The 26349-nt window shown below is 41.3% G+C and carries 27 protein-coding genes and 2 tRNA genes; 9 read left to right on the top strand and 20 right to left on the bottom strand.

Going from position 1 to position 26349, the window contains the following annotated elements; translation table 11 throughout:
- The 3 genes from hemH to I8J31_RS11035 all read right to left on the bottom strand — a co-directional run bounded on the left by hemH (position 1) and on the right by I8J31_RS11035 (position 2962).
- A complete protein-coding gene (gene hemH / locus I8J31_RS11045) occupies positions 1-996 on the bottom strand; it encodes a ferrochelatase (RefSeq protein ID WP_199468618.1) in 996 nt (331 codons plus the stop codon).
- A 139-nt stretch (positions 997-1135) separates the two neighbouring features.
- Positions 1136-1936 (bottom strand): sulfite exporter TauE/SafE family protein, encoded by an 801-nt coding sequence (locus I8J31_RS11040; protein WP_199468617.1) that lies wholly within the window; start codon positions 1934-1936, stop codon positions 1136-1138.
- A gap of 90 nt (positions 1937-2026) precedes the next feature.
- Complete coding sequence (locus I8J31_RS11035) at positions 2027-2962, bottom strand: chemotaxis protein CheV (RefSeq protein ID WP_199468616.1); 936 nt, start codon at positions 2960-2962, stop codon at positions 2027-2029.
- 117 nt (positions 2963-3079) lie between these two features.
- Here I8J31_RS11035 and I8J31_RS11030 point away from each other — a divergent pair, with 117 nt between their 5' ends.
- Together I8J31_RS11030 and I8J31_RS11025 are read left to right on the top strand one after the other, a co-directional pair.
- A complete protein-coding gene (locus I8J31_RS11030) occupies positions 3080-4267 on the top strand; it encodes an EAL and HDOD domain-containing protein (RefSeq protein ID WP_199468615.1) in 1188 nt (395 codons plus the stop codon).
- A complete protein-coding gene (locus I8J31_RS11025) occupies positions 4264-5034 on the top strand; it encodes a TatD family hydrolase (protein WP_199468614.1) in 771 nt (256 codons plus the stop codon). Before I8J31_RS11030 ends, I8J31_RS11025 begins: the two co-directional genes overlap by 4 nt.
- Positions 5035-5044: 10 nt before the next feature.
- Here the strand turns inward: I8J31_RS11025 and I8J31_RS11020 are convergent, their stop codons facing one another.
- Genes I8J31_RS11020 through I8J31_RS11010 form a run of 3 tightly spaced genes read right to left on the bottom strand, consistent with a single transcriptional unit; the run spans position 5045 to position 10553 of the window.
- The gene (locus I8J31_RS11020; RefSeq protein WP_199468613.1) at positions 5045-7387 is read right to left on the bottom strand and encodes a DNA polymerase II; all 2343 of its coding nucleotides are present in this window, start codon (positions 7385-7387) and stop codon (positions 5045-5047) included.
- 26 nt (positions 7388-7413) lie between these two features.
- Positions 7414-9873, bottom strand: a complete 2460-nt coding sequence (locus I8J31_RS11015; protein ID WP_199468612.1) for an ABC transporter permease — start codon at positions 9871-9873, stop codon at positions 7414-7416.
- Positions 9870-10553: an ABC transporter ATP-binding protein gene (locus I8J31_RS11010; RefSeq protein ID WP_199468611.1), complete on the bottom strand. Its 684-nt coding sequence runs from the start codon at positions 10551-10553 to the stop codon at positions 9870-9872. The genes I8J31_RS11015 and I8J31_RS11010 overlap by 4 nt, the downstream gene beginning before the upstream one ends.
- Positions 10554-10579: 26 nt before the next feature.
- Here I8J31_RS11010 and I8J31_RS11005 point away from each other — a divergent pair, with 26 nt between their 5' ends.
- Genes I8J31_RS11005 through I8J31_RS10995 form a run of 3 tightly spaced genes read left to right on the top strand, consistent with a single transcriptional unit; the run spans position 10580 to position 12896 of the window.
- Positions 10580-11212, top strand: a complete 633-nt coding sequence (locus I8J31_RS11005) for an arylesterase (protein WP_199468610.1) — start codon at positions 10580-10582, stop codon at positions 11210-11212.
- On the top strand, positions 11209-12162 hold the full coding sequence (locus I8J31_RS11000; RefSeq protein WP_199468609.1) for a D-2-hydroxyacid dehydrogenase: 954 nt from the start codon (positions 11209-11211) through the stop codon (positions 12160-12162). Before I8J31_RS11005 ends, I8J31_RS11000 begins: the two co-directional genes overlap by 4 nt.
- A complete protein-coding gene (locus tag I8J31_RS10995) occupies positions 12159-12896 on the top strand; it encodes a pseudouridine synthase (protein ID WP_199468608.1) in 738 nt (245 codons plus the stop codon). Before I8J31_RS11000 ends, I8J31_RS10995 begins: the two co-directional genes overlap by 4 nt.
- Here the strand turns inward: I8J31_RS10995 and I8J31_RS10990 are convergent.
- Positions 12893-13399: a GNAT family N-acetyltransferase gene (locus tag I8J31_RS10990; RefSeq protein WP_199468607.1), complete on the bottom strand. Its 507-nt coding sequence runs from the start codon at positions 13397-13399 to the stop codon at positions 12893-12895. The two genes, I8J31_RS10995 and I8J31_RS10990, sit on opposite strands and share 4 nt — an antisense overlap.
- 50 nt (positions 13400-13449) lie before the next feature.
- Here I8J31_RS10990 and I8J31_RS10985 point away from each other — a divergent pair, with 50 nt between their 5' ends.
- The 3 genes from I8J31_RS10985 to I8J31_RS10975 all read left to right on the top strand — a co-directional run bounded on the left by I8J31_RS10985 (position 13450) and on the right by I8J31_RS10975 (position 15538).
- Entirely contained in the window at positions 13450-13881 is a 432-nt protein-coding gene (locus tag I8J31_RS10985) for a translation initiation factor (protein WP_325101197.1), read from the top strand.
- 255 nt (positions 13882-14136) lie between these two features.
- Positions 14137-15087 carry a GGDEF domain-containing protein gene (locus I8J31_RS10980; protein ID WP_233402712.1) on the top strand — a complete coding sequence of 317 codons (951 nt, stop codon included), beginning with the start codon at positions 14137-14139 and terminating at the stop codon, positions 15085-15087.
- 43 nt (positions 15088-15130) lie between these two features.
- A complete protein-coding gene (locus I8J31_RS10975) occupies positions 15131-15538 on the top strand; it encodes an acyl-CoA thioesterase (protein ID WP_199468605.1) in 408 nt (135 codons plus the stop codon).
- Positions 15539-15626: 88 nt separating this feature from the next.
- On the opposite strand, the gene I8J31_RS10970 is transcribed toward I8J31_RS10975, so the two are convergent.
- Positions 15627-15714: transfer RNA gene (locus I8J31_RS10970), tRNA-Ser, on the bottom strand.
- 92 nt (positions 15715-15806) lie between these two features.
- Positions 15807-16373, bottom strand: a complete 567-nt coding sequence (locus tag I8J31_RS10965; RefSeq protein ID WP_199468604.1) for a nitroreductase family protein — start codon at positions 16371-16373, stop codon at positions 15807-15809.
- A 109-nt stretch (positions 16374-16482) separates the two neighbouring features.
- On the opposite strand from I8J31_RS10965, the gene I8J31_RS10960 reads away from it, so the two are divergent.
- Positions 16483-18018, top strand: a complete 1536-nt coding sequence (locus I8J31_RS10960) for a coiled-coil domain-containing protein (RefSeq protein ID WP_199468603.1) — start codon at positions 16483-16485, stop codon at positions 18016-18018.
- A 32-nt stretch (positions 18019-18050) separates the two neighbouring features.
- Here I8J31_RS10960 and nadA read toward each other — a convergent pair whose 3' ends face one another.
- The 11 genes from nadA to ruvC form a co-directional block, all read right to left on the bottom strand.
- Positions 18051-19097: a quinolinate synthase NadA gene (gene nadA / locus I8J31_RS10955; RefSeq protein WP_199468602.1), complete on the bottom strand. Its 1047-nt coding sequence runs from the start codon at positions 19095-19097 to the stop codon at positions 18051-18053.
- Positions 19098-19138: 41 nt separating this feature from the next.
- Positions 19139-19214 (bottom strand) — tRNA-Lys (locus tag I8J31_RS10950).
- A gap of 41 nt (positions 19215-19255) precedes the next feature.
- Complete coding sequence (gene ybgF, locus I8J31_RS10945; RefSeq protein ID WP_233402711.1) at positions 19256-20032, bottom strand: tol-pal system protein YbgF; 777 nt, start codon at positions 20030-20032, stop codon at positions 19256-19258.
- A gap of 14 nt (positions 20033-20046) precedes the next feature.
- Positions 20047-20631: a peptidoglycan-associated lipoprotein Pal gene (gene pal, locus I8J31_RS10940; RefSeq protein ID WP_199468600.1), complete on the bottom strand. Its 585-nt coding sequence runs from the start codon at positions 20629-20631 to the stop codon at positions 20047-20049.
- A 19-nt stretch (positions 20632-20650) separates the two neighbouring features.
- Complete coding sequence (gene tolB, locus I8J31_RS10935; protein ID WP_199468599.1) at positions 20651-21949, bottom strand: Tol-Pal system beta propeller repeat protein TolB; 1299 nt, start codon at positions 21947-21949, stop codon at positions 20651-20653.
- A complete protein-coding gene (gene tolA, locus I8J31_RS10930; protein ID WP_199468598.1) occupies positions 21949-22911 on the bottom strand; it encodes a cell envelope integrity protein TolA in 963 nt (320 codons plus the stop codon). Before tolA ends, tolB begins: the two co-directional genes overlap by 1 nt.
- Positions 22911-23339, bottom strand: coding sequence for a protein TolR (gene tolR, locus I8J31_RS10925; RefSeq protein ID WP_199468597.1), 429 nt, complete (start codon positions 23337-23339; stop codon positions 22911-22913). The genes tolA and tolR overlap by 1 nt, the downstream gene beginning before the upstream one ends.
- Complete coding sequence (tolQ, locus tag I8J31_RS10920) at positions 23339-24019, bottom strand: protein TolQ (protein WP_199468596.1); 681 nt, start codon at positions 24017-24019, stop codon at positions 23339-23341. Before tolQ ends, tolR begins: the two co-directional genes overlap by 1 nt.
- Before the next feature lie 9 nt (positions 24020-24028).
- Positions 24029-25042: a Holliday junction branch migration DNA helicase RuvB gene (ruvB, locus tag I8J31_RS10915; protein WP_199468595.1), complete on the bottom strand. Its 1014-nt coding sequence runs from the start codon at positions 25040-25042 to the stop codon at positions 24029-24031.
- A 6-nt stretch (positions 25043-25048) separates the two neighbouring features.
- Positions 25049-25648, bottom strand: a complete 600-nt coding sequence (ruvA, locus tag I8J31_RS10910) for a Holliday junction branch migration protein RuvA (RefSeq protein WP_199468594.1) — start codon at positions 25646-25648, stop codon at positions 25049-25051.
- Positions 25645-26223, bottom strand: a complete 579-nt coding sequence (gene ruvC, locus I8J31_RS10905) for a crossover junction endodeoxyribonuclease RuvC (protein ID WP_199468674.1) — start codon at positions 26221-26223, stop codon at positions 25645-25647. Before ruvC ends, ruvA begins: the two co-directional genes overlap by 4 nt.
- Positions 26224-26349: the final 126 nt, after the last annotated feature.

Genomic DNA, 26349 nt, shown 5'->3' with positions numbered 1-26349 from the left:
TCACATGGTCCATTGTTTGGTATTTTGTTTGATTAAATCAAGATACAGTGCAACATGATCTAAGCCGTCATTTAAGGCTGGAATATAATCAAACGCTATACCGCCGCTATGTTTAAATTCGTCGCCTAGCTCTAACGTCACTTCTTCCAACGTTTCTATGCAATCGATAGAAAAGGCTGGGCTAATGACATTGATCTTTTTGATCCCCATGGATGGTAGTGCTTTTAGAGTTTTATCGGCATAGGGCTTAAGCCATTCTTCACGACCAAATCGAGACTGATAGACATGAGTCCATTCATGGTCACCTAAGTCTAATGCCTCTGCCACCAAGCGGCTTGTTATTTCACAGCGACGAGCATAAGGGTCACCATTAGAAACATAGCGCTTAGGAATGCCATGATAAGACAAAACAAGGTGCCTTCGTTCTCCTTGCTTATCCCACTGTGCTCTTATGGAATTAGCTAACGCTTTGATATACAGAGGGTGATCTGCGTAATCGTGTAGTAAGTGTAATCCAGGCCAATGGGGGCAAGACTTTAACGAAAACATTAAGCGATCATAGGCAGCAGCGGTTGTGGTACCAGAAAACTGAGGGTACATAGGTATCACAAGTATGTTTTTAACACCGGCCTGACGAAGTTTATTCGCGCCGTCTTCAATACTTGGATTTCCATAAGTCATCGCCAGCTCAATAGGAATCTCATTACCCCTTGTGTCATTAAGCTTAGTTTTTAGCTGATCTCTTAAACGTTCACTCAGTACCAGTAATGGAGAGCCTTCATCCATCCATACCTGCTGATAGACCTTTGCTACTTTGGAAGGCCTTACAGTAAGAATGATTAAATTCAGAATAGGCTTCCATAAAAGTGGGTTTAAATCTACAACACGAGGGTCTGAAAGAAACTCTCTCAAAAAGCGGCGTACAGCTGGAGCACTTGGTGCATCAGGTGTGCCCAAGTTAATTATTAATACACCATAGTTACTGGTTTTTTTCATGACAAACCTTATTTAAGAAATGACTGCTGCATTGGGATAAATGAATGGGGGCTAAAAATAAAAAAACAAACTACCTGAGCGAAATGCAACAACAAAGATCAAATGTTCTATTTTACTAATGGTAAGATAGTGTTCCGTACTAAAAGAACCCTATTCTCAATAACGAAACGATTAAAAAAACGATTAAACTTACGGTCAAAACCCCCTTGTCTAATGTATTTCCTTTGCTCTGACAGAGCCAGTAGAAGACAAAGTGACTCAGCGATAGGACTACAAAGGAAGGTAGGTGAATGGCTCCTGCAAAACCGGACAAATTTAGCTTATCAAAGGCAACCGCAGGAAAAGCAAACCCCACTACTGCAGCAATAGAGGCAAAGACAGCCAACCCAGTTGCGGTAGCTTGGCGTTGTTCTACCGGACAAGGCTGAGCAAAAAATAGGCTTTCAGAGAGTGTTTTCCCCGAGTTAGCTGATAACAAGGATAGCGCTCCAATAGATAGCCCGATTGGTAAGCGTGCTAATGGACTGGCAACTTGTCGCTGCTCAGGCTTTATTATTTGAAGCACAAAATTAAAACAAGCCATTAAAGACACAATAGAAAAACATACAAAGAATACAGGCCAGTTAATTAAAGACATCAGTTGTGCGCCAATAATTCCACCCATAGCAACACCAGGAGCAAAATCAATAAGTTTCTGAAAAGCTACTTTACCTTCTTTCATTGCCCTGACCCACTGGTATAGATATGTAGGAGTAAAAGCCGCAATACAGGTCGCAACGATAGGTAACAGCATATTTGAAAAATCAAATTCAAAAAATGGCGCGAAAAAATATAAGACTGGCACGACAATTAGCATAGAACAGAAGCCAATGACTCCATTTACAGCCCCACTCCCTGCGCCAAGTAACATTAATAGTAAAAACCATTCTGCTTGCATCATGTACCTGTTGTCGTTTAATAAAAGTCGTTTAAAAATAAAAAACAGGCCTAGGCCTGTTCTTTAAATATTAAGCAATGATCAAGACAGTTCTTACTCACGATAAATAACATCACGCATCCTATCTTGAATAAGGGCAGCTAACTTATCAGGCTGGAACTTAGATAGGAAATCGTCACAACCGACCTTTTGCACCATCGCCTTATTAAAGTTACCACTTAGTGAGGTATGTAAAACAATATGTAGGCCTTTTAGGTTCGGGTCTTCTCGTATCTCTCTCGTTAATCGGTAGCCATCCATTTCTGGCATTTCAGCGTCGGTAATCATCATCAGAAGCTTTTCTGGAACAATTTCACCGGCAGCGGACCATCTTTTCAGTAGTTCCAACCCTCGTTTTCCATTTGGTGCCTCATGAACTTGGATTCCTAGAAACTCAAGTGTTGTGCGTACTTGATGACGAGCAACAGATGAATCATCAACTATCAGGACTTCTAGATCTTTCGCCATGGACAGCAAGTCACTATCAATCACATCATCACTAATAGTGCTATCTCGCGGTGATATTTCAGCTAATACTTTTTCCACATCAATAATTTCAACAATGCGTTCGTTAACACGAGTAATAGCGGTTAGATAATGTTGCCTACCTGCGCCGTCTGGTGGCGGTAAGATTTCATTCCAGTTCATGTTAATGATACGGTCTACTTCGCCAACCATAAAGCCTTGAATTGTCTGATTGTATTCTGTAACGATCAAATTACATGGTTGAGTGTTATCGATAGGTTTCATCCCTACTGATGCAGACAAATCGATGACCGGAATAGTACGGTTACGAAAATGTGTTACGCCTGCAACAGATGGATGTCTATGGGGCATTAAATTCAGCTTTGGAAGCATTACCACTTCTTGAACCTTAAAGACATTTATTGCAAAGGTTTGTATACGACCAAGGCGAAACATTAGTAGTTCCAAACGGTTTTCGCCAACTAACTTGGTTCTCTGATCTACGGCGTCTAGCATGCTTGCCATACAATTACTCCAACATTGTCTATATGAGGTCTTTAATCCATTATAACCATGATATTGTATTCGGCTGAGTGTTACAGTATTTTTTTATCAATAATAGTCTTCCAGCAAGGGATAGAAATGAAGAATAATGATGTACTTTTTTGTCGTAAAGCCGTTGTGAATTGTCAATCAGATACAACTGCTTACCATTTATTACATCCCGATAACACAACCAACACATCTGACGGCTCATTTCTTAGCACTCTCTTCATTGACGTTAACCTTGCTGAGATTACTCAACAAAAAGTGGTTTTTATTCAGAGCAGCTTAGGGGCGCTCGATTCTATTCCCTTACCAGCAGAGTTTCCTCTGGTTATTTTTCTACATTCAAACGAACTATCTGAAGAAGATAATATAGAAGAATTATCTAAGTTTGTCCTCGATGGTAATCAACTAGGCATAATAAATCCTGATCCAGCCTCTTATTCCGCAGATTTTTTAACATTATTTTCATATGCCCTCTTCAATTTAGGGGACTTGGACATAGATGCTATTATCAAGCGCGGAGAACACCCTTTGCTATCCCAGAAAAGCCTTTGGGTTAACCAAATAGACCATTCTTATCAATTTAGTCGACTTAAAGAAAAAATGAAAACGGGCTGGTTCAGCGGTGATTTTATCAAAAAGAAAATGCCTGTTACTGGTAAGCGAATCCTTTCCTACAAGGCGATTTTAATTGACGTACTAAACATAGTTAATAATAAAAACGCCTCCTTTCATGAGGTCGCTGAATGCATAAAGAGAGACCCCCTACTCACTTTTCGTATTATTAAACTGACCCATATTAAACAACATATACGTCAGTTTACGATTCCTGATGTTTATCGCGCGGTTGAAATCATAGGCTTTAAAGATTTAACTCAATGGGTCAGTTTGGCTATGTTAGGCAGTATCACAGGCAAACCAGCTTGTTTATTTTCTATGGCTGTTTCAAGGGCCTGCTTTTGTCAAAGTGTCTCTGCGGCCCTTTTCCCTAAGGTTGAAGGTGCTTTTTTAATGGGTATTTTCTCTTATCTTCCAAGTTTCTTTGATGAAGAGTTAACAGAATTGTTAAAAGAGCTCCCTATCAATGCAAACATACAGTCCGCCTTGCTAGAACATAAAGGAAGTTTAGGGGGGGTGTTGAAATTAATAGAAGCATTTGAGGCAGGACATTGGGAGCTTATCCCTTTTGATTCTCTAGCAAATAAAAACATTTCAAAAGAAAACCTCAAAGACCTATACATTGAAAGTTTAAAAACAGCGCGGGCAATGACGGCTTTATGATAGATATAGGCGTAAATATAAATCACCGTATATTTCTTGATGATCTAGATAAAACCCTAACAGAAATGCGAGCCGCGAACGTGAACGGTATGGTTTGTATCGCGTCTGATTTAGAGGAAAGCAAACAACTCCAGCTGCTATGTAAGAATCAGCCTTCTATGTGGAACACTCTTGGCTGCCATCCACATCAAGCAAACACCTGGAAAAGCCAAAGCAGCAATCATTTTGCCGAATTAATTCGGCATATCAGACCAGTTGCGATTGGAGAAACAGGCTTGGATTTTAATCGTAATTATTCAACTCCAGATGAGCAATTTTATGCTTTTGATGCGCAAATAGAGCTTGCCCATGAATATAAGCTACCGCTCTATTTACACGAAAGAGACGCCCATCAAGCGATGGTTTCCCGCCTTAGAACTTGCCCAGAATTGGCTAAGAAATCCGTTATCCATTGCTTTACTGGCAGTCGTGCTGAGTTAGATAATTATTTAGCGTTAGGCTTATCTATTGGCATTACTGGGTGGGTATGCGATGAACGTAGGGGACAAGGTTTACAAGCATCCGTTCCACATATCCCATTAGATAAATTGCTCTTAGAAACCGATGCTCCCTACCTTCTACCTAGAAATATTCGTCCAAGGCCGAAAAAGAATCACCCCAAATACCTGCCTTTTGTTGCACAGGAAGTGGCTCGTCTTAAAGGGATTTCTATTGAGGAGCTCACACAGCGAACCACCAACAATACTAAAGCACTGTTTGGCATCTAGCCTGATGCAATTAAAGTAAAGATATCTGCTGTGAAAGAAGGCTCGCCATGTTGGTTTTAAAAAAAGGCAAGATGCTATCCGCAATAGGTTCAATTTGCTTTTCTATATAATGTTCGTAATCTAAGTCCACCAAATCACTTGGCCCTTCATAAGGAAGGATACCAGAACGCTGATAAAAGTAATGGACACGTTTTCTACCTTTGTCATATTCAAGTGGCTGCCCCAATTCTGCTCTTTTTTGATCTATCATAGCGGCGGCTCTGACATGAGGTGGTTTGTTCTTAGTATAGGACGACAAAGGGCGACTTAGTTGCTTGCTATAAACCAAAAGCTCATCGTAATCACCTGCTCGTAACTTGGAAATGGTCTCTTGTATAAAGGCAACAGGGTTTTCATCATTGAAGACCTTTTCGAAAAGAGTGCGTTGAAATTGCCGTGCAAGCTGAGTCCAATCGGTTCTTGCTGCCTCTAATCCTTTAAAAACTAATTCCCCTTTTGATTTACCTGCGTAACGTTTCTTGCTGCCTTCTTCCTGTCCTCGAATGGTTGGCATAAAAAAACGATCGTAGACACGCTCAAACTCTAACTCTAGGTAAGAATCAAGCTGAGCATAGTCCTGACACCATGCGGTCAAACAAGCGTTGATTTGCTCACATAACGCTTGCCCTAATGCATGAGGGTCTTCTTGATCCCTATTGAAGGTCACAAACAGCGAGTCGGTATCGCCATAAATGACTTTTGCATCACGCTCCTCCATCCAGATTTTTGTTTTGCCTAATAGCTCATGTCCGCGCATGGTAATAGAACTCGCCAACTCAGCATGATAAAAACGACAAACATTTGAGCCTAATACACCGTAAAAAGAATTCATAATAATTTTGATGGCGTAACTCAAAATACCATTATCTAATCTCTTTGCCTCTTCTCTTGCCTGAGCAAGCTCACCGACCAATAAGGGAAGGATCGCCTGTTGCCGATCAAAGCTTGCACCCAAATACCCCGGTACTAATTTATTCGAGTTATTTAAAGAACCGTGCTTGCTATCCGCGGCAACAATCCGTGCTAAAGGGTCAATGTGAAAAGTGCGGATAATGCTCGGGTACAGGCTCTTAAAGTCAAATACCAAGACGTTCTTGTACAAGCCAGGAATAGACGACATGACAAAGCCGCCCGGACTGGCGACAAATGGGTCTTCTGTCCATGCAGGAGCAACCCAACCCGATTTATGCAATCTTGGTAAGTACAGGTTTTCAAAGGCCGCCACAGAGCCACCAGTTTGTTCCAACGGGATCCCCGTCAAATCGACCCGCGTTTGCTGTAATTCAATAAGTTTTAGTTTGTCAAAAATGCGCAATACAAGATCACAGTCTTGCAGGTTGTAGGCGACAAAGGCGTCTAGGTCTTCCCTGTGTAATCGCTCTATTTCCTGCCAACGGTCGCCACCATGCAGCAACTTGCCATCATCAAGGATTTCTTTACTGACATTGTTGAGGCTAAAAGACTCGAAGTGATAGCCCCCAACCCTTAATAAGGTAATACCATCCAACGCAACGCGTCCGGGAATACTGGCAAAGTACTTACCTTGCATATCAGAAGAGCGGATATTCCAACTTTCCCCATTCACCCCAAAAGCGGGTCGAATACCAAGCACTTGGCAGCGCTGGTCGATAAAGTGCAAATCAAAGCCAATCAGGTTCCAGCCAATAAAAATATCTGGAGAATGTTTTTTTACATATCGAATAAAAGCCAGTAACAAGCTTTTTTCATCATTAAAACGTTGAATAAAAGGCGAGTCAGTTGCTTGATCTGTCACCACAAAAGCAATGCGCTGATCCGTTGCCGTAATGCCAATGGAAAGCAAAGTATTGCTAGAGACAGAAGTTTCTATATCGAGCGACCAAACCTTCCAATTTGGTTGGTAATGCCCAGTAATTACACGTGCTTGAGTATAAATTTGCCGGGCAGGATCAGGAATACCAATAAACCTTACGGCACCGCGAATATTTCGCTCCATAAGATAACGGTTATGAGCCTTAATATCCTCCTCAAACACCAAGTAACCGGCTTTTTTAACCAAAGCAATCATCTGCTGGTGGAGCGTAAGACTGCGACTTTGCACCAAGGTCACAAGCTGACCATCAAATGACTGATAATGAGACTCAACAAGCTGGATGCCCGATACGTCCCTTTGTAAAACATCGACTGGGGCGTCGGTAAAAAATACGCAGAATTGTTTATCAGGAAGGACTTTGACCGTTCCTTCAGACGTCTTTATAAAAAGACTCATTTCAAGCTGGCCATTCACTTCACGCGTATGACGGCTGACAATGTAGCCACTTTTTTCTACAAACATTTAAAATAGCCTAGCTAAAAAAGAACCTAAAGATCACGCAACAAAAGCATGGGAGGCACTTTTAACACAGTCCTGCTGGCAAATATACCAATGGCACAAATAACACAAATACCAATTAATGGCCCTAATCCCCAGAGCAATGGATGCCAACTTGCGGGAGACTTAAAGACAAATACTTGTAAACCATATAAACAGGCTTCAGCACCAGCCGCGGCGATCAAACCTGAAAATAACCCAAGCGCACCAAACTCGACAAAAAGCGCCTGTTGTACCAAGGTCTTTCTTGCACCTAAGACTCGTAACAAGGCCCCTTCTTCTAAACGCTCTTCCAAGGTAGAGCGTACGCTAGCCAATAAAACCAAAGCGCCTGCACTCAATATACAAAGTAATACCAACTGAATCGCCTGAGACAATTGCCCTATGATGGTTTGTATCTGTTTTAAGATGTCCCCTACATTCAGGATTGAGACGGTGGGAAATTGCGACATCGCTTTATAGAAAGGCTGTGCGTTATCATCAGCAATAAACAAACTGCTCACAAAATTAGCTGGGTAATCTTGCAGCGCTTCTTTTGGCAAAATGAGGAAGAAGTTCGGTTGCATCGACCCCCAATCCACTGTACGAACTGAGGTAATAGGTAAGGTCACGATATTACCGCCAATATTTATCGTAAGCTTATCTCCAATACTAAGGTTTGCCTCCTCTGCCACTCTCTGCTCGATGGACAAGCCATCAGCAGTAAAATCACCGGAGGTCAGTGTATTGCCCTTACCCAAAGTGCTTGCCCAAGTAAGGTTTAGCTCTCGTTCATAGAGATCCGGCTCATCTGTGCCTTCAGGGTAAAGTTCTTGAATGCTTTTCCCATTTTCCGATATGACACGACCTCGAACCATCGGGTACCAATCGGACCTAATAACACCAAGTTGATCGGTTTCTTTGTCGATTTGGTCAATTTGATCAACTTGTACATTAAACAAATAATGGTTAGGCGCATCATCTGGTAATTGCTGCTGCCAATCTGCTACTAGACTGGATTTCACTCCAACCAAGATAAGCCCCAGCATAATAATTAGAGTGAATATCAATAATTGGAAGAGGTTTGGAATTAGTCGGCGATAAAGAGAAGCAAGGCCTATTTGCCAACCACTGGTCGCTCCTGACGTTAAAGAGCGTCCTAATCTAAAGGCCAGCCAGCCTAATCCGGCCACCACAATGCCAATACCCGCTATCGCTAATGTCATGATACTGGGCAATAAAAAACCTTGAGTATACAAACACATAAGCCCATACATACCAGCAAAGCCAACGCAGTAAATAAGCAAGGTATTTTGCTCTATCTTTGCACTAGGTTGTAATACCGACAAAGGTGAAATATTTATCAGGCGCAGCATTAGCGGCAGACAAAACGCCAGCATAGAAACAAACCCCGTTGCTAGACCCAACCATAAGCGACTAATAGAAGGTTCAGGTAAGGTGGTCGACATTAATCCAGACAACAAAGAGGAAATAATCCCTTGAATTCCCCAGCCAGCTGCTAACCCTACTAATGCGCCGACAATAAAAAGAATAAAGAGCTGGACGAAAAAAATCCCCATTAATAACCTAGGTGTCGCTCCTAAGGTTTTTAAAATCGCAACTTGCATTAGATGGCGTTTAACAAACCGTGCTGAAGCCAATGCCATGGCCACACCAGACATGACAACCGCTAAGGTACCGGCTAACAACAAGAAGGACTCTGCCTTTCCTATGGTGTCACCAATACGATTGCCTTTTTGGGTTGGGGTTTGCCAGCGCTGCCCATCGTTTAATTGAGGAGTAATCCAATCTTCGTAGTCATTTAGAGCCGCTCTATCCCCAGCCAATAAAAGCGAATAGCGCACTCGGCTACCGGGAATAATGACTTGTGTTGCAGCAAGATCCGCTATATTCATGACAGCACGAGGCGATATAGAAAAGCTCGAAGCACTGGAGCCTGGGTCTCTCACTAAATACTTAGTAACAACAAACCTGGCTTCGCCGACTTCAACTTGGTCACCTATGGCGATATTCAATAAGCTCGCGAGACGAGATGATAACCAAACTTGTCCAGGTTTTGGAGGCTCAGTCGAATTCTTCCCTGTTCCAAACAAAGTATCATCAACTAAATAAGCGCCTTTAAGCGGATAACTATCCGTTACCGCGCTCATTTGAGTGAGCTGTAAAGTATCACCAGCAAACATCATGGTGGTAAAAGAGGTTCGCTCTGCTTGCTTTAATGATAAATTTTGGGCTTTCTTTTGCCATTCAACTGGCATCACGCCATCGGATCGGATTAAACGATCCGCTGCCAGTAAGTTTGCAGACTCCTGCTCAAAGGAAAGCTGCAACCTATCGATAAATAAACCAATAGAGGTCACTGTACTGACCGAAATGATCAGTGCCATTACCAAGGTAAGAATATCTCCGCTACGAATATCCCTCAGCATTAAACGTAAAGCAAAACTCATAATGTTTTTTCCGCAAGTTGGCCAGCAGACATAATCAACTGACGACTACACTGCTTGGCGAGTTGGTTATCATGAGTCACCATAACCAAAGTGGTACCTTGAGATTGATTAAGGTCGAAAAGTAGCTCAATAATAATTTTGCCATTTTCCTCATCAAGGTTTCCTGTTGGCTCATCAGCAAAGAGTATTTTGGGACTAGAGGCGAAAGCCCGAGCAATGGCGACTCGTTGCTGTTCACCGCCCGATAACTGATTTGGGTAATGGGTCAGACGGTGAGACAGCCCTACTTTATCGAGCAAGACTTCCGCTTTTTTACGGGCATCTTTATCACCTTTTAACTCCGCAGGTAACATAACGTTTTCAATTGCTTGAAGGCTTGGTAGTAGATGAAAAGATTGAAAAATAAAGCCAACATATTGACCGCGTATTAAGGCTCTTTTTTCTTCATCCAAACTAGAAAAGGCGTGTTCATAAAGAGATATGTCTCCGGAAGTGTTAACATCAAGTCCAGCGAGCAAGCCTAATAGGGTAGATTTACCTGATCCTGAAGAGCCAACGATTGCGACAGACTCGCCTTCCTTGATTTCCATATTAATTCCTTTCAATATGGTTAAATCACCTGTATTTGAAGTAACGGTATGAGTTAAATTACTCACTTTTATCGCAGTGTTTGTCATCATGGTAATTTACTCTAAAAAGGGTTTATATGTTTTTTAAAAGACAACTTTTGTTGTGTTCGTTCATTATTATCGCTTTTAGCAACCCAGCATCTGCATCTCGTCTACTTGTTATGGGAGATAGCTTAAGCGCGGCTTATAATCTAAGACAACAAGATGGTTGGGTTAGTTTACTCAAAAATCAACTATCTCAATCTCACCCTGACATTAGCGTAGTAAATGCCAGTGTTAGTGGTGAAACTACCCAAGGCGGTTTATCTCGCTTCCCTCCTCTTCTTTTAGAACATAAGCCACAATGGGTTATTTTAGAGCTGGGTGCTAATGATGCTTTACGAGGTTACCCTTTGAGTCAGACCACTAGCAATCTTGAAAAAATGATCGAGCAAGCACATCAAGCAGACGCACAGGTACTTTTGATTGGTAATCAAATTCCTCAAAACTACGGAAAGCGTTATACGGAAATGTTTTTTAATCTATACAAGAAGATCGCAGAAAAATACAAATTGGCCTATTTACCCTTTATGTTACAAGGCGTTGCACTCAATAAAGACTTGATGCAAAGCGATGGGTTACACCCTAATAAAAAGGGTCAACCTGTTGTATTGAAAAATGTTTTTCCCTATCTGTACCCCCTATTAAATAGAATTAAGGAAAATAAATGAAAGCCGTTTTTTTAGACAGAAATTCATTTCCTAACCATATCCAAGTTCACTACCCAGAGCAAATTACCGAGGTTGTTGAATATGAAAGCACACACATTGATCAAGTGAATGAACGGATAAAAGACGCCGATATTATTCTTTCCAACAAGGCGGTATTAAACGCAGACTCCATTAATGCAGCCCAGCAACTAAAACTCGTGCAAGTAATGGCTACTGGAATCAACAATGTGGATCTAGAAGCTTGCTTGAAGCGCCAGATAGCGGTTCAAAACGTGGCAGGTTATTCCAATATTAGCGTACCAGAACACACCTTTTCACTATTATTAGCGTTGCGAAGAAACCTTGTTTCTTATTTGGAGGATGTAAGATCTGGCAAATGGGCTGACTCTAAACACTTTTGCTTTCTTGATTACCCAATCAAGGACCTAGCAGGCAGTACTATGACCATCATAGGTGGCGGTATGTTAGGACAAGGCGTCTCGAACATCGCCTTAGCATTTGGCATGAAGGTTGTGCTCGCGGAGCGTAAAGGAGCACAAACGATCCGAGAAGGCTATTTAAGTTTCGAAGAGGCCCTTAAAACGGCCGATGTAGTGAGCTTGCACTGCCCTCTTACTGATGACACAAGAGATCTGATTTCTTATGATGAATTTGCCTTGATGAAGCCAAGCAGCTTGTTACTTAATATTAGCCGTGGCGGCTTGGTTAATGAAGAAGCGCTGAAAAATGCACTAGAAAATCAAAGCATTGCTGGCGCGGCATTTGATGTTGCGACACAAGAACCTATGCCACTAGATCACCCATTTCAAGCCCTAACCAAACGCCCAAATTTTTTGCTAACACCTCATATTGCTTGGGCCAGCGATGAAGCCATGCAGAAGCTGGTAGATATTGCAATGCAAAAAATCAGCACCTACATCGTTTCTTTAGGTGCTGAAAAAACATCATGAGCTTAGAGATATTATTTCAAGATGAACATTTAATCGCGGTAAATAAGCCTGCTGGTTTATTAGTTCATCGAACAGAATTAGCAAAAGAGGAAGAAGACGCCGTCGTACAACGATTAAGAGACCAAACGGGGCAATGGGTCTTTCCTGTTCACCGGCTTGATCGAGGTACTTCCGGTGTATTAGTCATGGCTTTTAGTCCTGATATCGCTCGCCAGTTAGCGGCACAATTTGCCGAGTCACAAACTAGGAAAACCTATCACTGTTTGGTTCGTGGTTTTTGCGATAAAAGTGGGGTAATAGATTACCCTCTAGCCAAATTAAATGAAAAAAAAGGCCGCTCTCGATTCAAAATAGTAGGCACTGAAAAAGCTGCAGAGACGAGCTTCCTGTCATTGGCACAATACCAGCTTCCTGTTCCTGTCAGCCGCTATGACAACACGCGTTTAAGCTGGCTTGAAGTCACTCCAAAACAAGGCAGAACCCACCAAATCAGACGACATTTCAAACATCAGCTACACCCACTAGTTGGTGATAGTCGTTATGGCTGTCGCCATATTAATAAGGTAATTAAGGATATTTGGTCTGAAGATTATAGATTAATGTTACACGCCTCAAAGCTTGAATTTACACACCCAGCGACAAAGGAAGTTAAAATGTTAAACGCTGGTTTTGATAAAAAAATAACAACGGTTCTCGACAGGCTTTCTGCTTACCGCTATGAGGCTATTTGCTAATCCCCAATTGAAACCCATTTAAAAATCAAACAATCGTGTATCCCTGAGTTTAGCTTTAAGGCTTTTTCCTCTACCCCTGTCATTTCAAAGCCGCAGGAGGTAAGCACTTTAGCGGAAGCTTGGTTATGATCCGCTACATTGGCATATACTTCTTTGATGCCAAGGCATGCCCAGATGAGCAATAGGCGCCGCAATACATATCTAGCGACCCCCTGATTGGTATAAGTTTTTTCGACACGATAGGAAATTTCCAGAGAATGTTTTTTTTCATCTAGTACTTGTCCGGTAAAACGCCCAATTAAAGCTTCATCATGTAAGAAAACAAGGTAATGTAGTGCTGAAAACCTTCCTCTAAGTAAGCGCTTGAAATGCATTTCTGTTTGCCTGCATAGGGCTTGTGTCGGAAAGTATTGAGCAAACCACTCCCGATTACGAAACTCAAAGAGCAATATCTCTTCTATATCCGCCTCAGTAGCTTGTCGAATTATTAATTTATTACTCATACGCGCACGCATCACAGATCATTTCACCTATTAGTCTAGAGCAGCAATCAATGAAATGTAGAAAAATTGTCATTATTTTTTCTGATCTAATAATGGCAGAAGTGATAAAATCCATCAAAATTTTGAGCATAGGTAAGGTAATGAAAAAGAGCAATTTAGTGTACTCCACAGACCAAGGCCGACTCTGCCCAGAGTGTGAACAAGCCTTAGAAAACTGCAATTGTCAGCAAAACCAAATATTAGGTGATGGCAAGGTTTCAATTAAACTTGAAACAAAAGGTAGAAAAGGTAAGGGCGTCACCCTAGTGCAGGGGTTAGCTCTGACTCTTGATGATATGAAAATCTTAGGAAAAAAACTCAAAGCCCAATGTGGCACGGGCGGTGCAGTTAAAGATGGGGCAATTGAAATTCAAGGAGATAATCGACAAAAAATTAAAGAGCTTCTTTTGAAGGAAGGTTTCTCCAGCAAAATTACAGGATAAAACATAAGATTACGGTTGGTTACATTTTCCCAGAACTCAACCCCCTCTATTAAGAGAACAGGCAAGAATTTCTAATGAAATATCTATAATATCGATTATACGCATTTTACAGGGCTTTTTAGCTCCATTATAACCGTATTGTATATCCGCTAAAGAAATGGGACGTCCTAGCGGTCTATTCTGTCAATTGAGGCATAGATGTTCCGAAAAAATATTCAACAAGTAAATCGATTAATGCGCACGGCTTTGCCATTAATGACAAAGCTAAATATTGCCCCAACGCCATATAACTATGGTATTTGGTATGAATATGCTTCAAATAGAACACCACAACTAAATCAAGCCATCGATAGCACCCTCAGAAAATTTTCTATTCTTCCTGATTTTGTATCTAAAGAGTTGTTTTATGAATTTGTTCTACCTAATGAACGTCATCATTCCATTAGTCAAAGCCCGCGTTTAAATGATGTAGCAAATGATCTAGAATCTAGCACAAAAAAAATATCTAAAGACGTTAGCAACTTCGAACAGACACTTTTCAAAACACGTAAAGTGCTAAAGACAGCCAATAAGCCAGATCATTTAGAAAAAGTAGTTAACTACCTAGAGAAAGAAACTATTAAAGTAAATAAAGCGACGGAATCTTTTAATCGCTCTTTGTTGGAAGCTCAAGAAGAACTAGAACAATTAAAAATTGAACTTGCCAAAATGCGCCAAGATGTTGAAATAGACCCTATGACGCAACTAGCAAATAGAAAAGGTTTTGAACGCCAGTTATTTGCTTACCTACCCTATGCAGAAGATGACCTCACTTTATTATTGATAGATATAGATAATTTAGGCCTTGTTAATGCCGAATATGACAAGCGAGTTGGCACTTCTCTTATTCGCTATATTGCCCGCTTATTGCACTCTTTACTCCCTGAAAAAGCCTTTATTGCGCGGCTTGAAGGAGGGAAGTTTGTTATTATTGTGAGTGAAATGGAGCTCAGCCTAGCCTCTCAGTTTGCAGAAAAGATAAGAAAAGAAGTCTCTTCACAAAAAATTCGTTATAAAAATACCAAAACACTTCTTAAACAAATTACCATATCAATTGGTGTTGCAACTTTACTTGGAGAGGAAAGCTCAGAGCAGTTGATTACAAGAGTGCAAAACAATTTAGACCATGCTAAACAAACAGGTAAAAACCGCATCGTGAATCATTAGACCGTTCCATCAGGTTCTAGCTCGCTGACTTTAAAGGTTAATTATGGAAGATAAGGGAAAACAAGATAAACGTATGACTTTAGAAGTAAGAGATTACGAATGTGATATGCAGGGCATCGTTAATAATTCTGTCTATCAGAACTATTTAGAGCATGCTCGTCATTCGTTTATCAAAACCAAAGGTTTAGATTTTGCTAAAATTACGGCACAAGGTGTTCACCTTGTTCTTATAAAAGCCGAATTAGAATACAAGAAATCATTAATCAGTGGTGACAGTTTTTATATAGAAACAAACGTTGAAAGTGTCTCTAAATTAAAAACAGCCTTTTACCAAGATTTATATCGTAGTGATGGGCAGCTCATTCTCAAAGCAAAAATGATAGTCGCTTCCATTACCAAGGAAGGCCGGCCTATTGTTTATGAAGAACTTAATGCCTTATTTGAGGAATAATTATTCTTTAGGTACAAAAAATCCGTTTTAGAATTGCTCTAAAACGGATTTTTTGTGTCTTGACAAGATAAACCTTATCAGACGAATATGGCGGTGAGCAAGAGATTCGAACTCTTGATGCCTTACGACATACACGCTTTCCAGGCGTGCTCCTTCGGCCACTCGGACAGCTCACCAAACGATCAATCACATTCCGTGTAATTTGTGCGCGTATAATAATTAGCAGCGTTTTATATTGCAACCATTTTTAAGAAATAAGCCTTAAAAATTAATCTGTTACCCATTCTAAATGAGATTCCAACTTAGTATCTCCAACAACTTTCGCTTCTTTCATCGGCGTGCCAACATAAATGAGCCCCACTATTTGATCCCTATTACCAAGAGACAATAACGCTTTTGTTTCTTGCGTAAAACAAGCTGGACCAGTGCGCCACATGGCACCATAACCTAACGCATTTAAACCAAGTAATATCTGTTGTGCCGATGCAGCAACCGCCATGACTTGCTCAATAGCTGGGACTTTGGGGTGTTCTTGAATATGCGCATAAACTAGTAAAACGGCTGGAGATCGATAGGCCTTTTTAATAAAGGTGTCTTTCTTACTATCAGCTATCGAGCCCATTCCAGAACAAGCATGATGCCAATATATTTGTCCAAGCTTAGCACGCCCTTCCCCTTCGTAAATACGAAAACGCCATGGTTTGAGGTTGCCGTGATCGGCTGCACGACTTGCAGCATCAAGAACCAATTGCCACTCTTCTTCACTAGGAGAAGGTGCTTCGAGAGCTGCTTGAGAAACACGATTACGCATAAAACGAATGAATTCTTTTCCCATAATCTTTTTTTACCCGCTAACATAATAGTTGGTGTTTATACTTCTTCTACCTTAACAGGGTGATAATAGTAGATACCATATTGCTTGTCTTAAGGTTTAGGAGATTTTTATGGCAAAGTGGCTAATTTGGACCCTACTTGAATTCAGTACCTTTATGCTAATTGCTAGTGCCTTTTTGCTGTGGCTCTCTAACCCACTAAAAAAGCAACTTAAACAACAAGCACCTAGGTCGCAAAATACTCAATCCCCTCCCCTTTCTGAAGAACAAATTGCTGGAGCTGAAGATTATAAACACCTAGTTCATTATCTTGATCAACAAATAGAATTTGCTGCTAATTCGATCATGGCCACAGGCCATTTAAAGCCAGCTTCCCCGGCTCACATAAACAGATTTAAGCTCTGGGGAACAATATTAAAAGCAGAAAGAGCCATTCTTTTAAATGAGGTGAGTGATCATCCAAAACCTATTTTAAACCGCTTTCTTTCAAGCTTACTGTTTGCGGTCCAACCCTCAAGGCTCAAGGAAAGAAAAATCGAAGACCTTGATAAAACACTTAAGGATACCAGTGCTGAATTTTTCCTTATGGGAGAGCGATTAGTCACCAAAGAAACCCTATCTCAAAGTCAATTTATGCTCAACGAGGATTTGCGTAAAAACATTAGACGGGCGGAGAAACGCCTTGAGCAGCTTCAAATGAAGAAAAAGGAACAGCAAAAATTACAACTCGAAATCATCAAATTACAAAGTCAAATTAAACTACTAGTAGAGCAACAAGGTAAACAAAATGGAACATTAAAACCATTCGATCTACAAACACCAAAAATTATTGCTAATGAGAAAGATCGCCTTCAGCATCCGACACTTAAACAGATAGCCACATTGAATAACCTATCTAAACGTCAAACTATGGTTATTGAGCAATTAAAAAATGAACTAGATAGAGCCCATAAAAACAATAGACACGCAGAAGTAGCAGAAATGAAAAGGGTTGCCTTGAGTAAAATGGAACGTATGTGCGAAGAATCACAATCTTTAACACTGCAATTAGAAGAAGAATTAAAAGCCTCTAGTCAGACCATCGCCTCTCTAAATGAAGACCTAGCTGCAAAAGAAGCTCGATTAATAGAAATTGAAACACAGCTGGCCAATAAAAACGAAACAGCAACTAGCACCCTTCAAACACTTAATGCAAGCAAAAAAGAAACCTTAGTCTCTCTTCGTGATGGTTTGGATACAGCTCTTGAGCAAGGAAAAAGTGAAAATTTATTAGAACAAGACAAAGATGTAAAAATGCTAGAACGTCTACTTCAAGAGTCAGAAACATGCGTGACGTTATTAGTTCAAGAATTAGAAATAGCAGAAGGAAAAAATGAACAACTAAAGCAAGAGATCGAAGCCACTAAAGACAGCCGCCACAACTCTAAAACCAGTTCACACCAACCTTTAATTGAGCAAAGAGAGAAAAATAGAAAATTAGTGCAGGCAGTAACAGAACTAAAAGAAAAAGTACTGGAGCAAGCTGCTAACGCTGATTTACAGAAACTAAAAGTCACATTCAATAAAAAAAGCCTCGAATATGACCGTTTGCAAGTCTCCTATACGGATTTAGAAATCAAGTACCTAGAGACCTTAAAAAACAGTTAGTCTAGTGAAAATCTAAGCGCAGTCTTAATAGATTATTTGACCTGAAAGTCCAGCATACGCTGTAATGGAATAAGCCCTTTAACTCTAGTTTCTTCTGCAACATGGATTTGACCAGAATTATACTTCAAAGCATTACGCAGCATTTCCAAGCTATTTAGCGCCATCCAAGGGCAATGAGCACAACTACGACAAGTCGCTCCAGAACCGCCTGTCGGCGCCTCAACAAAGCGCTTACTAGGTGATGCTTGTCGCATCTTATAAAAAATACCGCGATCTGTTGCAACAATAAAAGTGTCGTTACTCATTTGCTTTGTTGCGTTCAATAGTTGGGACGTTGAGCCCACAACATCAGCAATTTCTACTACCGACTCAGGAGATTCAGGATGTACAAGAATAGCAGCATCAGAATAAATAGATTTTAAATCTAAAATACCTTTTGCTTTAAATTCCTCATGAACAATACAGGCTCCATCCCAAAGAATCATATCAGCGCCTGTTTCACGTTGAATATAGCCACCAAGATGCTGATCTGGCGCCCAAATGATTTTTTCGCCTTGCTCTGTTAAATGCTCCACAACCTGTAATGCAATGCTAGAAGTTACTACCCAATCAGCACGAGCTTTCACCGCAGCAGACGTATTGGCATAAACAACGACTTTACGATCTGGATATTGATCACAAAATGCAGAAAATTCTTCAATGGGACAACCAATATCTAAAGAGCATGTCGCTTCTAGTGTTGGCATTAATATGTTTTTTTCAGGGCTTAATATTTTAGCCGTTTCACCCATAAATTTAACGCCAGCGACGACAAGTGTCTGCGCCTCATGATTGGCTCCAAATCTAGCCATTTCAAGCGAATCAGCGATAACGCCGCCCGTTTCTTCAGCAAGCTCTTGAATAGCATCATCAGTATAATAGTGAGCCACTAGGACAGCATTTTTTTGAATCAGTAATGACTTGATTTCATCACGCAATTCTTGATTATCTACGACTGGGGTCTTGAGTGTCTGTTCAGCTGAAAATAGATGTTTTTGAACTGTTTCTCGAAGTGCTACCTTATCGAAAAATTCGGACATATCATTACCCCTTAAGAAACTGGGAGTGGTATGAGGTGTTGTGGTGGGTCGTACTGGATTCGAACCAGTGACCAATTGATTAAAAGTCAACTGCTCTACCAACTGAGCTAACGACCCAACGGGATGCGTATAATACCGATCCCGTAGAGGAATGCAAATTATTTTATATTAGATAAATAATTTGTTGCCAACTTAGCAGTATTGCCTTCAGGGAAACGCTTAATGACGTCTTGTAAGTAAGACTTGGCTTTCGCTGAATCACCGACTTGGTCACTAACAATACCGAGTTTATAAAGTGCATCAGGCTCTTTGCTATGACCTGGGAACTTGTTAATAACGGTTGAGAAAGAGGTTAAAGCCTCATTAGGCTCACCTAATACCAACTTAAGTTCGCCTAACCAATAATAACCATTTCCTGTTAATGAGTTATCAGGAAAATCTTTTACAAACTGAGTAAAAGCCGAATTAGCAGACTCATATTGTTTCTGACGAATAAAGTTATAGGCATTGTTGTAAGCATCTTGTGCTTGTGGCGAGACAGGCTGTAAGCTTATCGGTGCTATTGGAGGAGATGAAAAGAGTGGTTCTTGCTTATTCACCTTAACAATAGTAAGCGCTGGTGTCGCTGTCGGTTTGGCGGAAGGCACTGCAGTAACGGCAACAGGCTCTTTTTTCACTGAAGATGACATCAACAAAGAAATACGCTTATCAAGATCTATATATCTATCTCTTTGGCGTGCTTTCATCTGTTTTAGTTCATGCTCCTGCTCTTCCAATTTCCCATTGAGGTATTGCACTTCTTGTTGAAGCGTTTCTAATTGAAAAAGTAGCTCCGCAGCTGCACTTGGTGAAAGTGCAGTGGTGGGCTGTTGACTATCAGCAGCCATTACAAGTGGTGCTGTTGAGCACAGCACCACTGCAAAGGAGCGAAACATTATTTTTCTAGAGATCATTTTTCGTAACGAACTTCAACTCGACGGTTTAACTGCCAAGCATTATCGTCATGAGAAAATGCCACTGGAACTTCTTCACCAAAGCTAACTGATTCGATTTGAGAAGCAGCAACACCTTGTATAGTTAAGTAGCGACTAACCGCTTTAGCACGACGCTCACCAAGAGCCATATTGTACTCACGAGTACCACGCTCATCAGCATGACCTTCTAGGGTAACGCGAGCCTCTGGATTAGCGACAAGATACTGAGCGTGTTTAGCTAGCGCTTCACGAGATTCAGGACGAACAATTGATTTATCAAAATCAAAGTAGAAAACAGTTGCAACACCTGCTAAAGAAGCCATTTTATCAACCACTTCTTCAGTCGATGCAGTATCTTCAACGATAACACTAGTTGGTGCACTTTCTTCGCCTGCGCCGAATGATGCATCAGAGCTTGCTGTAGTATCTGCTTGCTCAGTTGACGTTGCATCTTCAGCAGTCGTTGAAGTATCTGTATCCGTTGCCGTTGTGCTACAACCTGCAATAACCGCTGCAGACAACCCAATTACAGCAAACTTACCTAGTTTATTTACACTCATTATTCACTCCTCAATGTCTTTATTTGAAATACGGGGACCAAGATGGCTCTCGTACATCACCGTCTGCTGATGGTAACCTATATTTAACAAGTCCATCAACGGATACTACGGCTAAGATACCCTTCCCTTCATAGGTTGTGGCATATATCACCATGCTACCATTTGGCGCAATGCTTGGCGATTCATCTAAGTAAGTCTCTGTTAAAGTTTGTACACGACCTGTTTTCATATCCTGTAATGCAACATGATAATTTCCGTCGTTCTTTTGAATGGTAACAATATAGCGACCATCAGGTGTCATTCGTGCTCTGGTATTTGAGACCCCTTCAAAAGTAACCCTTTCAACACGCTTACTTCTCACATCTAACCGATATATTTGTGGGCTTCCACCTCGGTCAGATGTAAAAATAATTCCCTTACCATCTGGTTCCCAGCTTGGTTCAGTATCAATAGCATAATGATTTGTCATACGCTCTAATTTTTGTGTAGCAATATCAAGAGTATAGACCTCTGGATTATTATCTTTAGATAAAACCAAAGCAAGTTTCTTACCATCAGGAGACCAAGCTGGTGCCCCATTTAAGCCTCTGAATTGAGCAATTTTTTGTCTTTTTCCCGTTGCCAATTCTTGTATAAAAATATTAGGGCGACGGTTTCTAAACATGACATAAGCAATATTACGACCATCTTGACTCCATGAAGGTGACAAAATTGGCTCTTTAGACTCAACAATGACCTGAGGGCGATGCCCATCGGCATCGGCCACTTGTAATTTAAAGGTTGGTGCGCTTCTATCACCTTCGGCAGTCACATATAAAATTCGCGTACTAAATGCTCCTCGGGACCCTGTTAGTAGCTCGTATACCTTATCGCTAATGTAATGGGCTGCATCTCTAAAGTTTGTCGGACTGACATCAATCGACGCATGCTTTTCTACAGGCTTTTGACTCAACACATTAAGCAACTCAAAACCGATTCGATATTGGCCATTAGTTAGCTTCTTAACCGTACCAATAACCACATAGTCGCTTTTTAACAAACGCCAGTCACGATAAAACACATCCGCTTCTTTCGAAGGCATACTCAGCATATTGCCCCGAGGAATTGCCTGAAACAAACCACTCCGTTTCAAATCATCTTCAATAATTTGCGCAACATCTTCAGGTAAAGCACCAAGACCATCATAGCCAAAAGGCACAACAGCGATAGGTAGCAACTGATCCGCACCACTGGTTATCTCAATCACCAATTGCGCTTTAGCAGAAGCGGTAAACAGCAAACTCATAAAGGTTATATACAACCACTTTTTCAACATCATCAATTTCTCAAATCTTGTGGATTAAAAATCAAATCAACTTGGCGAAAGTTTCTTTCAAATATATAGGAGTCAACATCAGCAAGCTCTTCAATTTGACGTACTTTTTTAACCGCATCAGCAGCCCTTTGATCAAACAAACCATCGCCACTTGATTTGGTTACTTCAACATCTCTTACTTCACCATTAGGTAAAAAATAAATGCGCAGGTGAGTAATCATACCGTTGCGTGCATTAGGAGGTCGTATCCAAGCCGCCGTTACCCTATTGTTAATTAGGCCGCTAATAGACTGTACCATTTGCGCTTCTTCAAAGGCCTGCTGCTTAGCTAGCTCTTCCGCGGCTGCCTTGCTTGCGGCCTCTTCCGCGAGACGTTGTTTTTCTGCCTCACGAGCCGTCTCTTCTTGGCGCTTGCGTTCTTCTTCAGCAATACGTGCAGCTTCCACTTTAGCCGCTTCTTTTTTGCGCTGCTCTTCTAACTCTTGCGCTTTTTTCTTAGCCAACTCTTTAGATTTTATTTCAGCTAAGCGTTTTTTTTCTTTTTCTTCTTTAAGCTTAAGGGCTTTTGCCTTTTCTTCCCGTTGTTTTTTCTCACGGGCTTGTTGCTTTAATTTCTTTTCCTTTTCTGCCTTTTCTTTGGCTTTCGCTTGCGCAAGCTTTTTCTTTTTTTCTTCTAGCGCTTTACGTTGCGCATTTTTCTTTCTTTTTTGCTCTTCGGCTTTTTTCTTTTTCTCAGTTAACGCCGCCTTTCTTTTCTGTGCGGCTTTTTTCTCTGCTTCCCGTTTGCCTATAATGGTTTGCGAAACGTCTACAATGCTTGCATTAACAATAGGCGGCCTTTTGGGAATAGGGGCATCCTTAGAAGAAAAATCAACCGAGATTAAACCCGCAACAATGATAGCGGCATGCAGACCAATGGCAAGCAACACCGGAAGACCATAGCCATCCTTACGAAAACCTTTCATTAATTCTCGCCCGGCTCAGTCACCAAGCCAACATTTGGCACTCCCGCACCTTGTAAAGCAACCATAAGGCCAATGACATCACCATAAGGTACATTTTTATCCCCTCTTACCAAAACAGATATTTTAGGGTTTTGAGCTAATACCTTGCGAACTCTATCCTGTAATAAGTCTAAACTGATATCGACTTGCTCACCGCCAATATCCAAATAATAACTGCCTTTAGAATCAATAGAAGCAATCATCACATCGGTTTCAGTATCTTCAATGGGGGCCGCATTCGCACTTGGTAATTCCACATCCACACCTTGTGTTAACAAGGGCGCCGTGATCATAAAAATGACCAGCAATACCAACATAACATCAATATATGGAACAACATTGATGTCGCTCATTGGACGACGTTTATTTCTTCTTCTGGAGCGAGCCACTATGCTACTCCTCCCCCTTGAACATGCACTTTACGGTGCAGCACACTAGAAAACTCATCGGCAAAATTCTCATAGCTAGAGCCGAGAGACTCTGCACTGGTAGAAAAACGGTTATAGGCAATAACCGCTGGAATAGCAGCAGCCAAACCGATTGCCGTTGCAATAAGAGCTTCAGCTATACCTGGGGCCACCGTGGCTAAGGTTGCTTGCTGAACTTCGGCCAAACCAATAAATGAATGCATAATGCCCCACACAGTACCAAATAAGCCTATATAAGGACTTGTCGAGCCAACTGTAGCGAGGAAGGGTAAGTGCTGATCAAGCTTTTCTTCTTCACGATAAAGCGCAACACGCATGGCACGCTGCACACCTTCCATAATGGCATCTGGGTCAACATTTTGGCTTTGACGCAAACGAGTAAACTCTTTTATGCCTGAAGTGAAAATGTTCTCCATACCTTGTGCTGTACGTCCCTCTTGCGTTAGGTGACGATACAATTTACTTAAATCGATACCAGACCAAAATTGGTCTTCAAACTCAGCACGTATTTTTTTGGCTTGCTTAAGAATGCGCACCCGTTGGAAAATAACAATCCACGAAAAAATGGAAGCCGCTAGCAAGATCAACATAACCAGTTGAACCACAAGACTAGCACTGGCGATCAGTCCCCAAATTGACATTAGTAACCTCTATTTAAAATCTGACGGTAATTGGTAATTAAAATGTTCATAAGCGCGTTTTGTAACCTGTCGACCGCGCGGTGTTCTAATAATAAAGCCTTGCTGAATCAGAAACGGCTCTATTACATCTTCAATGGTATCTTTGTCTTCACCAAGGGCCGCAGAAACACTCTCAAGTCCTACGGGTCTTCCGTCGAACTTTTCTATCATAGTCAATAACATACGTCTGTCTAGATGATCAAATCCCTGACTGTCTACACTTAACATATCTAGCGCGCGTTGAGCAACTTTTTGCCCGACTAAATTGTCACCATTAACTTGCGCAACGTCTCTGACTCGACGCAATAGCCGATTCGCTATTCGCGGTGTTCCACGAGACCTTCTCGCCACTTCAAAGCTACCAGATTCGTCCAGTTGCATGCCCATTTTTCCAGCAGATCGAGCCACGATCGTCGTTAATGACTGCACATCATAAAATTCCAATCGTTGCACTATGCCAAAACGATCTCGTAACGGTGACGTTAGCATGCCTGCACGAGTGGTTGCTCCGACAAGCGTAAAGGGCGGGAGTTCAATTTTAATTGATCGTGCAGCTGGTCCCTCACCAATCATAATGTCTAATTGATAGTCTTCCATTGCAGGATAAAGAATTTCTTCAATAGCTGGGCTCAAACGATGAATCTCATCAATAAAGAGCACATCACCTTCGCTAAGATTGGTAAGTAAAGCGGCAAGATCCCCTGCTCTTTCAAGCACCGGTCCAGAGGTGGTTTTGATCTCTGTTTCCATCTCGTTAGCTATGATATTAGCAAGGGTGGTTTTCCCTAACCCTGGAGGACCGAAAATAAGCGTATGATCAAGAGGTTCACTGCGCTGTAAAGCGGCTTGGATAAAAATATCCATTTGCTCTCTTACTATTGGCTGACCAATGTATTCTGCTAATGCCTGAGGGCGAATAGCACGGTCAACTTGACGATCATTACCCTTTAGTTCTGCGCTGATAATACGATCTTGCTCAATCATAACAGGCTACCTAAGCATTCCTTTCAGTGCGGCTTTAATCACCTCTTCACTATTCGCTGCATCAACAGGCACACTAGCAACCGCTTTGGCAGCTTCTTGAGGCTTATAACCTAAAGAAATAAGCGCAGCCTCCGCTTCTTGCCTTGGGTCAGCTTGCACTTGACGAAGCACGGCGGGAGTAGAAAATAAATCGTTTTTAGCCGCCTGTCCGAGTTTATCTCGCAATTCAATGATCAGACGTTCAGCCGTTTTCTTACCGACACCTGGTATACGAGTTAATGCAGTAACATCAGAGTCCTGCACATTGGCAATAAGCTCCTCTGATGACATGCTAGACAAAACAGCAAGAGCCATTTTGGGGCCGATGCCATTCACTTTAATTAAGATACGGAATAAAGCTCGCTCACTCTTATCAAAAAAGCCATACAGCGTCTGGGAGTCTTCTTTCACTTGGAAATGAGTATAAAGCGTTACCAAGCCGCCCACAGGCGGTAAGTCATATATGGTGGTCATAGAAGCACTAAGCTCGTAACCAATACCACCCACATCAATCAGCAATTCAGGCGGCGTTTTTTCTATTAAAGTGCCGACAATTCGTCCGATCACAAAGTTTTCCTTACATCTAATTCAGTCCAGCGTTTAGCAGTGCGCCCTGCTCTTTTACCAACCCCATATTCTAAACCATTAGAAGTTCGAGTATTAGCATGACATAGGGCAATAGCTAAGGCATCTGCCGCATCAGCTTGTGGCGGCGAAGGTAACTTTAACAATAACTGTATCATTGCCTGTACTTGGCTTTTATCCGCATTACCATTGCCCACAACAGACTGTTTGACTCGCCGAGCGGCATACTCATGGACAAACAAATCTTGTAGCGCGGCAGCGACAATAGCAGAGCCACGAGCTTGACCTAGCTTAAGAGCCGAGTTGGCATTTTTTGCTAAAAATACCTCTTCAATGGCAAATTCGTTAGGTTTGTACTCTTCAAGTAAAGCCGTAACACTATTAAAAATATCCTTGAGGCGCACAGATAAAGCCTCATCCGGTAAGCGGATGCAACCACTATTCACATAAATAGACTTTCCATTTGTGACATCGATGATGCCAAAGCCGGTAATTCTTGAGCCAGGGTCTATGGCTAATATTCTTGTGCTCTTCACTGTTAGCCTATGCCATTCCATCATTACTGTATATTTCAACAGTCATTCAATGAGTATGCAATCCAAAACAACAAAAAAATACCCAATAGAGAAAAGTTTACGGATATTTTTCAATCTCTTAGCCGTAATCTTTATTTTTTGTTGACT

The organism is Marinomonas transparens, from assembly GCF_016463975.1.
Lineage (GTDB): Bacteria > Pseudomonadota > Gammaproteobacteria > Pseudomonadales > Marinomonadaceae > Marinomonas > Marinomonas transparens.
The sequence above is the reverse complement of the archived record's forward strand: the minus strand, read 5'-3'. Positions and strand labels throughout refer to the sequence as shown.